This is a genomic window from Mycobacterium colombiense (assembly GCF_003284975.1).
GTDB classification, from domain to species: domain Bacteria; phylum Actinomycetota; class Actinomycetes; order Mycobacteriales; family Mycobacteriaceae; genus Mycobacterium; species Mycobacterium europaeum_A.
Window position 1 is genome coordinate 1 of record NZ_QMEU01000120.1, and the last position, 12,580, is coordinate 12,580.

A 12,580-nucleotide genomic window follows, 5' to 3' on the forward strand; every position below is an offset into this window, starting at 1 on the left:
CTCCGGGTGGGGCGCCCGCGTCCGAGGTGAGCCCGACCCCCACACCGACACCGCAGCAGACCTTGTCGGCCTGACCGCTCCGGCGACCGGTTGGGCCGCAACGGAAAACCGACTGGTCAACCGTCTCCGATTCGGCACTCATTTCGTGACCCAAACTGGGTATACCGGAATGACGCCCAGCAATTAGCTGGGCTTTGCCAGCGATTGCAAGGAGACTTTCATGACCGTCATGGCAGCAACCGAATTTCTTGCCGCGAACCTCAACGGCAAGACGGGTATCGGATGGATTGGCTACATCATCATCGGCGGAATCGCAGGCTGGCTCGCGAGCAGGTTCGTCAGGGGTGGCGGTTCCGGCATCCTGATGGACATCGTGATCGGCGTGGTCGGCGCCTTCGTCGCTGGGGTCGTCCTCAACCTTGTGGGCGTAGACGTCAATAGCGGCGGATATTGGTTCACCTTCTTTGTCGCCCTGCTCGGCGCCGTCGTCCTGCTGTGGATTGCACGTCTAGTCCGCAGAACCTAGCCTTCTAACCCGTTGCGGCCGTGGTGGTTAACGGCATGATGGATTGATGCCTCCACCGGTGACCACCACGGCAATGCGCGCCTGGCGCGTACGTCGACCCGGGCCGATCAACACCGGCCCGCTGGAACAAGTCACCACCGAGATACCGCGACCCGGACCGTCCGAACTGCTGGTGGCCGTGCGCGCCTGCGGCGTCTGCCGCACGGACCTGCATGTCACCGAAGGCGACCTGCCGGTGCACCGCGCCAGGGTCACTCCCGGCCATGAGGTCATCGGCGAAGTCATCGAGATGGGCGCAGCGGCCGCCGGCGAATTCCGGGTGGGCGATCGGGTAGGCATCGCCTGGCTGCGCCACACCTGCGGCGTCTGCAAATACTGTCGTCGCGGCGACGAGAACCTGTGCCCCCACTCCCGCTACACCGGTTGGGACGCCGACGGCGGCTACGCCGAATTCGCCACCGTCCCGGCGGCATTCGCGCACCCACTACCGAGCGGCTACAGCGACAGCGAGCTGGCGCCCCTGCTGTGCGCGGGCATCATCGGCTACCGCTCGTTGTTGCGCGCCGAGCTGCCACCCGGCGGCCGCCTAGGCCTCTACGGCTTCGGCGGCAGCGCGCACATCACCGCGCAGGTGGCGTTGGCGCAAGGCGCCGAGGTGCACGTGATGACCCGCGGAGCCCGGGCGCAGGAACTGGCGTTGGAGCTCGGCGCCGCGTCGGCTCAGGGCGCGGCCGATCCGCCGCCGGTGCCGCTGGACGCCGCGATCCTGTTTGCCCCGGTGGGGGATCTGGTGCTGCCCGCGCTCGAGGCGCTGGACCGCGGCGGCACCCTGGCCATCGCCGGGATACACCTGTCCGACATCCCGAACCTGAACTACCAGCGCCACCTGTTCCAGGAACGCCAGGTCCGATCGGTCACGTCCAACACCCGGGCCGACGCGCGGGCCTTCCTCGACTTCGCTAGCAAGCACCACATCGAGGTGACGACGCCGGAATATCCGCTGGGACAGGCCGATCGGGCGCTGGCGGATCTGAGCGCCGGCCGCATCGCCGGTGCGGCGGTGCTGCTGGTGTGAACCGTGTCAGGCGGACAGGTGCCACACCAACGCGGCCGCCAGCGCGCCAAGGCCGTTCAATGACCAGTGCAAGGCGATCGGCGCGATCAGGCTGCCGCTACGCCGGCGCAGCCAGCTGAAGACGAACCCGGCCGCCCCGGTGGCCAGCACCGCGCCGGTCACCCCCGCGGCCATGCCCACGATCCCGCCGCCGAACAGCCGGGTGAAGCCGACGTTGCTGCTGGTCAACCCGAACGACGTCGCGACGTGCCACAGCCCGAACAACAGCGAGCCGGCCAGCGCGACGCCGCGAAAGCCCCAGGCCCGATTGAGCGTTCCGTGCAGCACGCCGCGGAAGGCCAGCTCCTCGGGAATCACGGTCTGCAGCGGGATGATGACCATCGAGGCGATCAGCGCCCCGGAGATCGTGGCGTAGCGGTTGTTCATGAACATCGGCCGGGTGGCCGGCAGCAGGACGCCCACCGCGATCACCGCGGCCACGACGACCACGGCGGCCACCGCGTAACCGAGGCCGGGTTTCCAGTGCTCGCGGCCCAGACCCAGGTCCGCCCAGCCGAGGCCGCGCCACCGCATCAGGACCACCAGGCCGACGGCCGCGGCGGGCACAGTCGCGATGCTCGCCCACGGCGTGGTGAAGTGCGCGATCAGGTTGGTCAGCACCAGCACCGCGACGACGACGGCGACGTCGAGGTGGATGCGGAATCGGTGCGGCGCCGCCAGCGGGGACACCAGGGGCTCGATGCGGGCGGTCCCGGTGGCGTCAAGCATCCGACCAGTTTACCGGCGCCTATCCGCCTCGACGTTCGACGAGATGGTCGTTACGCACGCGGCAGCCCCCGAAACCCGGTGTCAGCCCTGGTCGCTCGGCGACCAGGTCCAGCCGGAGATCTTCGGGTCGTCCTCGCCGTGCTCGCGGGTGTACATCCGCGCGGCCAGGCGGGCGTCGACCATACGCTGGCGCAGCATGGCGGCGCGACTGGCCAGCCCGTCCACCCGGTCGATGACGTCGATCACCAGGTGGAAGCGGTCCAAGTCGTTGAGCATCACCATGTCGAAGGGCGTGGTCGTGGTGCCGCGCTCCTTGAAGCCGCGCACGTGCAGGTGGGCGTGGTTGGTGCGGCTGTAGGTGAGCCGGTGGATCAGCCAGGGATAGCCGTGGTAGGCGAAGATCACCGGCTTGTCGCGGGTGAACAGCGCGTCGAACTCGCGGTCCGGCAGGCCGTGCGGGTGCTCGGAGTCCGGCTGCAGCCGCATCAGGTCGACGATGTTGATCACCCGCACCCCCAGGTCCGGCAGCTCGCGGCGCAGGATGTCGGCGGCGGCCAGCGTCTCGAGCGTGGGGATGTCGCCGGCGCAGGCCAGCACGACGTCGGGTTCGTCGGTGGCGGTGCTCGCCCAGTCCCAGATGCCCAGCCCGCGGGTGCAGTGCGCGATGGCGTCGTCCGTGCCGAGGTAGGTCAACGCGGGCTGCTTGCCGGCCACGATGACGTTGATGTAGTCGCGGCTGCGCAGGCAGTGGTCGGCCACCGAGAGCAGCGTGTTGCCGTCCGGCGGCAGGTAGACGCGGGTCAGCTCGGGACGTTTGTTGGCGACGAGGTCGATGAACCCCGGGTCCTGGTGGGACGCGCCGTTGTGGTCCTGGCGCCAGACGTGCGAGCTCAGCAGGTAGTTGAGCGACGCGATGGGTCGGCGCCACGGCAGTTCCCGGCTGGTGGCAAGCCATTTCGCGTGCTGGTTGAGCATCGAGTCGACGATGTGCACGAACGCCTCGTAGCAGTTGAACAGCCCGTGCCGGCCGGTCAGCAGGTAGCCCTCCAGCCAGCCCTGGCACAGGTGCTCGGAGAGCACCTCCATCACCCGGCCGTCGGGGGCGAGGTGTTCGTCGTCCGGCTCGACCTCCGAGAGCCACACCTTGTCGGTCGAGCCGTAGACGGCGTCGAGCCGATTCGACGCCGTCTCGTCGGGCCCCATCAGCCGGAACCGATCCCGGTTGCGGGCGATCACGTCGCGCAGGAACGTGCCCAGCACCCGGGTGGCCTCGTGCGTGGTGGCCGCCGGCCGCTCGACGGCCACCGCGTAGTCGCGGAAGTCCGGCAGGTCCAGGTCGTGCAGCAGCAGGCCGCCGTTGGCGTGCGGGTTGGCGCTCATCCGTCGATCGCCGGTGGGCGCCAGGGCCCGCAATTCCTCACGTAGCCTGCCGTTTTCGTCGAACAGCTGCTCGGGGGCGTAGCTGCGCAGCCACTCTTCGAGCTGGGCGCGGTGTTCGGGATTGTCGTGCGTCTCGGACAACGGCACCTGATGCGAGCGCCAGGTGCCCTCGACCTTCTTGCCGTCCACCACCTTGGGCCCGGTCCAACCCTTGGGCGTGCGCAGCACGATCATCGGCCACACCGGCCGCTCGACCTCGCCGCCGCCGCGGGCCGCGCTCTGGATGGCCGCGATGTCGTCGAACGCGTCGTCGAGCGCCGCGGCCAGTTGCTGGTGCACGTCGGCCGGGTCGTCCCCGGCGACCGTGATCGGCCGGTAGCCGTAGCCGCGCAGCAGCGATTCCAGCTCGTCGTGCGGGATGCGGGCCAGCACCGTCGGGTTGGCGATCTTGTAGCCGTTGAGCGCCAGGATGGGCAGCACCGCGCCGTCGGTCACCGGGTTGAGGAACTTGTTGGAGTGCCAGCTGGCGGCGAGCGGCCCGGTTTCGGCCTCGCCGTCACCGACCACGCAGGCCACCACCAGATACGGATTGTCCAGGGCGGCGCCGTAGGCATGCACGAGCGCGTAGCCCAGCTCGCCGCCCTCGTGGATGGAGCCCGGTGTCTGGGCGGCGACGTGGCTGGGGATGCCGCCGGGGAAGGAAAACTGCCGGAACAGCTTGCGCAGCCCCTCGGTGTCCTCCTCGATGCCGGTGTACACCTCGCTGTAGGTGCCCTCTAGGTAGGCGTTGGCGACCAGCCCGGGGCCGCCGTGGCCCGGGCCGGTCACGTAGATGACGTCGGCGTCGCGGTTGCGGATGATCCGGTTCAAGTGTGCGTAGACGAGGTTGAGCCCGGGCGTGGTGCCCCAGTGCCCCAGCAGTCGCGGTTTGACGTGTTCGGTGGACAGCGGCTCGGTGAGCAGCGGGTTGTCGAGGAGGTAGATCTGGCCGACCGAGAGATAGTTGGCGGCACGCCAGTACTTGTCGATGAGAGCGAGTTCGTCGTCGGAGAGCGGAGATTGCGCGGGCACGGAGGTTCGGGTTTCTAGGCTCACTGGGCCGATTGTCCGCGCCTTCGGCGAACAATGCTCGTGCGCCGGCTACTCTTCGCCGCGGGCGCGGGCCTCGTACGCCTGCCGCTTGGCCACGTCGACGTCGTCGGTGAAGACGTGATCGCCGCCGAGCATCCGGTTGAGCCCCTCCGCGATTCGACGCGGCCAGAACTTCTGGGACACCACCATCGCGCCCGCCGCCTTGGTGATCCGCACCCGCGGCTTGGGGTGGGCGACCAGGTTGACGATCGCGTCGGCGATCTCGGCGGGCTCGGCGTTGCGAAAGCCCTTCATGCCGGGGGTGCCGGCGACCAGCTCGGTGTTGACGAACGTGGGCAACACCAGGGAGAACTTCACCCCGGCCTTGCGATACTCCAGCCGGGCCGAGTCGGTGAACGCGACCACCGCGTGCTTGCTGGCGCAGTAGGTGGCCAGGCCGACGATATAGAGCTCACCGGCCAGCGAGGCGACGTTGATGACGTGCCCCGTGCCGCGGGGGGCCATGCGCTGGGCGGCCAGCTTGCTGCCCAGCATCACGCCGTAGACGTTGATGTCGAGAATCCGGCGGGTGACCGCGTCCGGCTCGTCGATGATTCGGCCGACGGGCATGATGCCGGCGTTGTTGATCAGCACGTCGATCGGGCCGAGCTGGCGCTCGACCTCGTCCAGGAAGTCGGCGAACGAGTGTGGGTCGGTGACGTCGAGCTTTCCGTAGACGTCGAGGCCCAGGTCGGCGCCCGACTCCTTCACCCGCACCTCGTCGATGTCGCCGATGGCGACCTTGGCGCCCAGCTTGTGCAGCGCGGTCGCGGTGGCCAGTCCGATTCCCCGGGCGCCGCCGGTGATCACGATGACCTTGTCGCTGACCTTGCGCGCGACGGAAGCCGTGTCTGCCATGCCCGGTCCCCTCCAGATTCTTGACGGGTGTCAACTACGACAGTGGGCTAAGCACAGCACTCGAAGTCGCCCCGCGCAACAACCCCCGGTGACCGGTGCCCTCCGGTTCAGCGCAGGGCAAACCAAATCAGGCTGGCCGCGCCGGCCAGGGCGCAGTAGATCGCGAACGGCGTGAGCGTCCGGGTCTGGAAGTAGCGCGTCAGGAAGCGCACGGCGAGGTAGGCGCAGACGAAGGAGGCGACGCTGCCGGCCAACACCTGGCCCCCGATCCCCGCCCCCAGCGGCCCGAAGAGTTCCGGGATCTTGTACACCCCCGCGGCCAGGATGATCGGGGTCGCGAGCAGGAAAGAAAACCGCGCGGCGTCCTCGTGCGACAGGCCCCGCCACAGGCCGGCGACGATGGTGATTCCCGAGCGGCTGATGCCGGGGAACAACGCCAGGATCTGCGCCGCACCGATCACCACGCCGCGGGGCAGCGGCAGTTGGGCGAGCCGGCGGTCCGACGCCTCGTCGCCGTGTTCGAGTTCCTGGCCGGTCGCCGCCGGCCCATCCGGTTCGGGCGCGACCCGCCGGCGCAGCACTTCTCCCGCGTAGAGCGCGATCCCGTTGAGCAACAGGAAGGCCGCCGCGGGGACCGGCCTGCCGAGTGTGGTGCGGAACAGCTGTTCGGCCGCCAGCCCGGCCAGGCCCACCGGGACGGTGCCCCCCACGATCAGCCAGGCCAGCCGCTCGTCGGCCGTCCGGATCCGGCGATGACGCAGCGAGGTGAAGAACCCGGTCAGAATGCGCACCCAGTCCCGCCAGAAGAACAGCAGCAGCGCCGCGGCGGTGGCCACATGCAGGCCCACGATGAACGCCAAGTAGGGCGACTTGGGGGCCGAGACGCTGAGGTCCTGAGCCCATCGCCCGCCGGCCAGCGCGGGCACCAGCACCGCGTGCCCCAGGCTGGACACCGGGAACAGCTCGGTGACGCCTTGGAAGGCGCCGACCACCACGGCCTCGACGTAGCTCAGGTGCGCGGTCATACGGGATGCCTCCATGAGACGACGGGTGGGCCTGGCGGATCGGCCTGTGACGATAGCCGACGCCGCGCCGGCGCGGGTCTTCGACCGACCACCGACCGCCGATCGGCCGTTGCGCCGAATCAGCTTGCCCAACCGGCACTTTGACGTTCCGGCGATCGATCCGCATGGGGAATGCCCGACGGGCAGCTGCCTGACCAGGCAGGTACGGTGTCCAGATGGCCGACGGGCTGCTCGATGCCGTGCGTGTGCTCGACTTGTCGAGCGGCGTCGCCGACGCCGTCACCCGCCTGTTCGCCGACCTGGGTGCCGACGTCCTCAAGGTGGAGCCGCCGGGCGGATGCCTGGGACGCGATGCGCTGCCCACGTTGCGCGGCGCCAGCATTCCGTTCGCCGTGCACAACGCCAACAAGCGCAGCACGGTGCTCGACCCGTTCGACGACGAGGACTGCGCCCGCTTCCTGGAACTGGCCGCCGAGGCCGACATCCTGGTGGACACCGGCGCCGACGAGCGCGGGGCCATGTTCGGGACCTCTGGCGAGGAGTTGGCGGCCCGCTACCCCCACCTGGTGGTGCTCTCGATCACCGACTTCGGTGCGACGGGTTCGCGGTCGTCCTGGCGCGCCACCGATCCGGTGCTGTACGCGATGTGCGGCGCGCTGTCGCGGTCGGGCCCCACCACCGGCAGGCCCGTGTTGCCGCCGGACGGCATCGCTTCGGCGACCGCCGCCGTCCAGGCGGCGTGGGCCGCGCTTGCGGCGTACTACAACCGATTGCGCTGCGGCACGGGCGATTACATCGACTTCTCCTGGTTCGACGCCGTCGTGATGGCGCTCGATCCCGCGTTCGGCGCGCACGGGCAGGCCGCCGCCGGCGTCCGCCGCAGCGGGCGGTGGCGGGGCCGGCCGAAGAACCAGGACGCCTACCCGATCTATCGGTGCCGGGACGGCTACGTCCGGCTGTGTGTGATGGCGCCGCGGCAGTGGCGCGGCCTGCGGCGCTGGCTGGGGGAGCCGGAGCAGTTCCAGGACCCGAAGTTCGACGCGATCGGCGAGCGGTTCGCGGCCTGGCCGCAGATCAGCGAGCTGATCCGGGAGCTGTTCGCCGGGCAGACCATGCAGGATCTGGTGGCCGCCGGGCAGGCCAACGGGGTGCCGATCGCCGCGGTGCTGACGCCCGCTGCGATCCTGGGGTCCGAACACTTCCAGGCGGTGGGTGCGATCACCGAGGCCGAACTGGTCCCCGGTGTGCGCACCGCCGTGCCGACCGGATATTTCGTCGTCGACGGCCGCCGGGCGGGTTTTCGGACGCCGGTCCCCGCCGCGGGAAGCGACGAGCCGTATTGGCGCGGCAACCCGTCGGTGGTGCCGTCGTCCTCGGGCCGGCTCGGCGACTATCCCTTTGCGGGGCTGCGGATTCTGGATCTGGGCATCATCGTGGCCGGCGGTGAGCTGAGCCGGTTGTTCGGCGACCTGGGCGCCGACGTCATCAAAGTCGAAAGTGTCGACTACCCGGACGGACTGCGGCAGGCCCGGATCGGCGATGCGATGAGCGAGTCTTTCGCCTGGACGCACCGCAACAACCGGGGCTTGGGATTGGATCTGCGCAGCGCCGAGGGCAAGAAGATCTTCGGCCGCCTGGTGGCCGAGGCCGACGCCGTCTTCGCCAACTTCAAGCCGGGAACCCTTGGCGCACTGGGGTTTTCCTACGACGAGCTGCGCGCGCTCAACCCGCGCATTGTGCTGGCCGAAAGCAGCGCGTTCGGCGACACGGGGCCGTGGAGCGCGCGGCTGGGCTATGGCCCACTGGTGCGCGCCACCACCGGGGTCACCCGGCTGTGGACGTCGGACGAGGCGACCGACGAAGCCGCCGCGGGCCGGCACGGGTTCTACGACGCGACGACGGTATTCCCCGACCACGTGGTGGGCCGGGTCACCGCGATCGGGGCGCTGGCCGCGCTGATCCACCGCGGCCGGACCGGCCGGGGCGCCCACGTCCACATCTCGCAGGCCGAGGTCGTGGTCAACCAACTCGACACGCTGTACGTCACCGAGGCCGCGCTGGCCGCGGGCGTCACGCAGATCCGCGAGGACACCGGCCTGCATGCGGTCTATCCCTGCGCGGGCGACGACGAATGGTGCGTCATCTCGATCCGGTCGGACGACGAATGGCGCCGCGCCGCTTGGGTTTTCGATCACGCCGGGTGGGCCGAGGACCCGCGCTTCGCCACCGGCGAGGCGCGGTTGGCCCATCGCCGCGAGCTGGTGGAGCTGGTCTCGGGGTGGACCCGCACCCGTACCCCGTTGCGGGCGGCCGAACTGTTGCAGTCGGCCGGGGTCCCGGCCGGGCCGATGAACCGCCCGCCGGACGTGCTCGAGGACCCCCAGCTGGTGGCGCGGAACGTCTACAGCCCCATGACGCATCCCCTGATCGACAATCCGTTGCCGGCCGAGACGGGTCCGGCGCCGTATCGCCACATCCCGGCGGCCCGCCACGCCCCGGCGCCGCTGCCCGGCCAGCACACCGTCGAGATCTGCCGGGAGGTGCTCGGGATGAATCCCGCGGACATCGAGCGGCTGCTCGACAACGGCGTCCTGTCCGCCCCGGCCGACACCGTCTAGCGGTCGAGCCCGCAGCGCCACCGGGCGGGCGCCACGGCGAGGCCCGACGGGGCCAGATCCATAGCCACGCTAAATTCGTTCCCATGAGCGTCGACCCCAGGACCCCGGTGTTGATCGGCTACGGCCAGGTCAACCATCGCGACGAGATCGACCCGAAAGGCCGCTCGATCGAGCCGATGGACCTGATGGTGGCCGCGGCCGAGCAAGCCGCCGACCCCGCGGTGATCCAGGCCGTCGACTCCATTCGCATCGTCAACATCCTGTCGGCCCAATACCGCGACCCGGGCCTGTTGCTGGGCCAGCGGATCGGGGCGACGGACTTCAGCACGCTGTACAGCCCCGTCGGGGGCAACGTGCCACAGTCGCTGGTCAACCAGGCCTGCCTGGACATCCAGCGGGGCCACGCCAGGGTGGTGCTGCTGGCCGGCGCCGAAACCTGGCGCACCCGGCGCGGGTTGCGGGCCAAGGGCGCCAAGCTGGTGTGGACCGAGCAGGACCACTCGGTCCCGATGGCCGAAATCAGCGCCGACGACGTCCCGATGGCCGGTGACGCCGAGATCCGGATCTCCCTGGACCGGCCCGCCTACGTCTATCCGCTGTTCGAGGAGGCGCTGCGGATCGCGAACGGTGAGTCGATCGACGATCACCTCGAGCGCATCGGGGCGCTGTGGGCCCGGTTCAACGCCGTCGCGGTGGGCAACCCGAACGCCTGGATCCGCAAGCCGTCGAGCGCCGACGAGATCCGCCGCGCGGGTCCGCAGAACCGCATGATCAGCTGGCCCTACACCAAGCTGATGAACTCCAACAACATGGTCGACCAGGGCGCGGCGCTGGTCCTGACCTCGGCCGGGGAGGCGACCCGGCTCAAGATTCCGGCCGAGCGGTGGGTCTACCCGCACGCGGGCACCGACGCCCACGACACGCCGTCGGTCGCCGAACGTCACGAACTGCACCGCTCGACCGCGATCCGGATCGCCGGCGCGCGGGCGCTCGAGCTGGCCGGCGTGGGTATCGACGACATCGACTACGTCGACCTGTACTCCTGCTTCCCCTCCGCGGTTCAGGTGGCGGCGGCCGAGCTCGGGCTGAGCGTCGACGATCCCGCCCGCCCGCTGACGGTGACCGGCGGTCTGACGTTCGCGGGCGGGCCATGGAGCAACTACGTGATGCATTCGATCGCCACCATGGCGGAGTTGCTGGTGGCCAATCCGGGCCGGCGCGGCCTGATCACCGCCAACGGCGGCTACCTGACCAAACACAGCTTCGGTGTGTACAGCACCGAGCCGCCGGCCGAATTCCGTTGGGAAGACACGCAACCCGCCGTCGATCGGGAGCCGACGACCGACGCGGCGGTCGGGTGGGAAGGCGTCGGCACCGTGGAGGCCTGGACGACCCCGTTCGACCGCGAGGGCCGGCCCGAGAAGGCCTTTCTGGCCGTCCGTACGCCTGACGGGGCGCGTGCGATGGCCGTGGTCACCGATCCCGCCGCGGCGCAGGAGTCGGTCCGGGAGGACATTGGCGGCGCCAAGGCGGCCGTCGCCGCGGACGGCAGCGCGACGCTGCAATAGCCCCGGCCGGCAACATCACGGCAGGTCACCGAACCGTTACCGGACCAACGGTCGCGTAGCCCACGCCTACTTGCCTATTGTTGAATGCTGAGGGTTGGGGGAGGTGAGCCCAGGTGCACATCCTGGTTACCGACGCCACCGGCGCACTCGGGCGGCTGGTCGCTGGGCAGCTGATCGCTGCCGGGCACACGGTCACCGGCATTGCTGAACTGCCCCATCCATGCCTGGACCGCAACGTCGAGTTTGTTTGCGCGTCGCTGCGCGATCGGGTCCTGCGGGAGCTGACCGAGGAGGCCGACGCGGTGATCCACCTGGCCCCCATCGACCCGACCGCCCCGGGCAGCGCGGACATCGACGGCCTCGCACGGGTGACCGATGCCGCCGCCCGCGCCGGGTCCCGGCTGCTGTTCGTGTCGCAGGCCGCCGGCCGGCCCGAGCTGTATCGGCCGGCCGAGGACCTGGTCTCGTCGAGTTGGGGACCCACCGTCGTGGTCCGGATCGCGCCACCGGTCGGTCGCCAGCTCGACTGGACGGTGTGCCGCACCGTGGCCACCCTGCTGCGCGCCAAGGTCTCGACCCAACCCATGCGGGTGCTTCATCTCGACGACCTGATGCGCTTTCTGGTGTCGGTGCTCGACACCGACCGCACCGGTGTGGTGGACCTCGCCAGCCCGGACACCGTCAACCTGGTCACCGCCTGGCGGGTGCTGCGTGCCGCCGACCCGCGGTCCCGGCTGCATCGGGTGCGTAGCTGGTCGCGACTGGTCCCCGAGATGGATGTTTTCGCCGCACAAGAAGATTGGTCGTTCCAGTTCGGCTGGCACGCTCTTGACGCGGTCGCCGACACCGCGCGCGGACTCGTCGGTCGCCGACCCGACACCGCGGGCGCGATCAATCACGGCGGGCGGCTCGCGCTCCCGGTCGAGGTGCTGGCCCACTCCCGACGGCCTTCCGAGGACGCGCGCAGTGCGGCACCGGAAGGCATCGAGGGCGAATTCGACGACCAGATCGATCCGAGGTTTCCCGTCTTCAGCGCGTCCCCCCTCAACGAGGCGCTGCCCGGACCGCTCACCCCGATCACGCTTGACGTCCAATTGAGCGGATTGCGCACTGCGAGCAGGGTATTGGGCCAGGCGCTCGCGCTCGGCGGCGCGGTGGACGAGGAATGGGCCAGCAGGGCCATCGCGGTGTTCGGCCATCGTCCCTACGTGGGGGTCTCGGTCAACATGGTCGCCGCCGCTCAGCTGCCCGGCTGGGATCGGGAGGCGCTCGCCCGCGACGCCCTGGTCGGCCAGCCCCACATCGGGGATCCGCTGCCGTTCGGTGAGCCGGCCCTGGTAGGCGGCGCCCTGGGCTCGCTGGCCAAGGCCGTCGTGGCGGGTCGGTCGGTGGCGCTGCTCCGCCACCTGCGGTCCGACACCCGCGCCTACGGCGCCGCCGCGGCTGGGGAACACCTCGACGCCGGCCAACTGGCGCTGCTGCCGGAGGCCGCACTGCAGGTTCGGCTGCGGCTGCTGCGCGATCGCATCCATCAAGGCTGGATCCTCACCGCGCTGTGGCTGATCGACGCCGGCGTCAGCGCCGCGACCCCGGTGCGCGGCCAGGCGGGGCGCAGTGTGTCCGGGGTGGGC

9 protein-coding genes are annotated in these 12,580 nt (G+C 70.2%); 5 read left to right on the plus strand and 4 right to left on the minus strand.

The annotated features are described in order from the left end of the window. The first annotated feature begins 220 nt into the window (after window positions 1-220). Together DQP58_RS23160 and DQP58_RS23165 are read left to right on the plus strand one after the other, a co-directional pair. Window positions 221-526, plus strand: a complete 306-nt coding sequence (locus DQP58_RS23160) for a GlsB/YeaQ/YmgE family stress response membrane protein (RefSeq protein ID WP_112710502.1) — start codon at window positions 221-223, stop codon at window positions 524-526. Window positions 527-572: 46 nt separating this feature from the next. After that, a complete protein-coding gene (locus DQP58_RS23165; RefSeq protein WP_112710503.1) occupies window positions 573-1,601 on the plus strand; it encodes a zinc-binding alcohol dehydrogenase family protein in 1,029 nt (342 codons plus the stop codon). Between the two features lie 6 nt (window positions 1,602-1,607). On the opposite strand, the gene DQP58_RS23170 is transcribed toward DQP58_RS23165, so the two are convergent. The 4 genes from DQP58_RS23170 to DQP58_RS23185 form a co-directional block, all read right to left on the minus strand. After that, window positions 1,608-2,369 (minus strand): CPBP family intramembrane glutamic endopeptidase, encoded by a 762-nt coding sequence (locus DQP58_RS23170; protein ID WP_112710504.1) that lies wholly within the window; start codon window positions 2,367-2,369, stop codon window positions 1,608-1,610. Between the two features lie 81 nt (window positions 2,370-2,450). Beyond that, complete coding sequence (locus tag DQP58_RS23175; RefSeq protein WP_112710505.1) at window positions 2,451-4,844, minus strand: phosphoketolase family protein; 2,394 nt, start codon at window positions 4,842-4,844, stop codon at window positions 2,451-2,453. Between the two features lie 45 nt (window positions 4,845-4,889). Continuing rightward, the gene (locus DQP58_RS23180; RefSeq protein ID WP_112710506.1) at window positions 4,890-5,738 is read right to left on the minus strand and encodes an SDR family oxidoreductase; all 849 of its coding nucleotides are present in this window, start codon (window positions 5,736-5,738) and stop codon (window positions 4,890-4,892) included. A gap of 107 nt (window positions 5,739-5,845) precedes the next feature. After that, a complete protein-coding gene (locus tag DQP58_RS23185) occupies window positions 5,846-6,763 on the minus strand; it encodes an undecaprenyl-diphosphate phosphatase (RefSeq protein WP_112710507.1) in 918 nt (305 codons plus the stop codon). Between the two features lie 215 nt (window positions 6,764-6,978). Between DQP58_RS23185 and DQP58_RS23190 the strand changes: the two genes are divergently transcribed. The 3 genes from DQP58_RS23190 to DQP58_RS23200 form a co-directional block, all read left to right on the plus strand. Further along, complete coding sequence (locus tag DQP58_RS23190; protein WP_112710508.1) at window positions 6,979-9,381, plus strand: CaiB/BaiF CoA-transferase family protein; 2,403 nt, start codon at window positions 6,979-6,981, stop codon at window positions 9,379-9,381. Between the two features lie 83 nt (window positions 9,382-9,464). Continuing rightward, complete coding sequence (locus tag DQP58_RS23195) at window positions 9,465-10,949, plus strand: acetyl-CoA acetyltransferase (RefSeq protein ID WP_112710509.1); 1,485 nt, start codon at window positions 9,465-9,467, stop codon at window positions 10,947-10,949. Window positions 10,950-11,062: 113 nt separating this feature from the next. Further along, the coding region (locus tag DQP58_RS23200; protein WP_112710510.1) for an NAD-dependent epimerase/dehydratase family protein at window positions 11,063-12,580 on the plus strand (1,518 nt) is incomplete at its 3' end.

Bases quoted from the DNA above. Each gene is read 5' to 3' on its own strand.
- DQP58_RS23160 (WP_112710502.1), top strand. From the start codon at position 221: ATGACCGTCATGGCAGCAACCGAATTTCTTGCCGCGAACCTCAACGGC.
- DQP58_RS23165 (WP_112710503.1), top strand. From the start codon at position 573: ATGCCTCCACCGGTGACCACCACGGCAATGCGCGCCTGGCGCGTACGT.
- DQP58_RS23170 (WP_112710504.1), bottom strand. From the start codon at position 2,369: ATGCTTGACGCCACCGGGACCGCCCGCATCGAGCCCCTGGTGTCCCCG.
- DQP58_RS23180 (WP_112710506.1), bottom strand. From the start codon at position 5,738: ATGGCAGACACGGCTTCCGTCGCGCGCAAGGTCAGCGACAAGGTCATC.
- DQP58_RS23185 (WP_112710507.1), bottom strand. From the start codon at position 6,763: ATGACCGCGCACCTGAGCTACGTCGAGGCCGTGGTGGTCGGCGCCTTC.
- DQP58_RS23190 (WP_112710508.1), top strand. From the start codon at position 6,979: ATGGCCGACGGGCTGCTCGATGCCGTGCGTGTGCTCGACTTGTCGAGC.
- DQP58_RS23195 (WP_112710509.1), top strand. From the start codon at position 9,465: ATGAGCGTCGACCCCAGGACCCCGGTGTTGATCGGCTACGGCCAGGTC.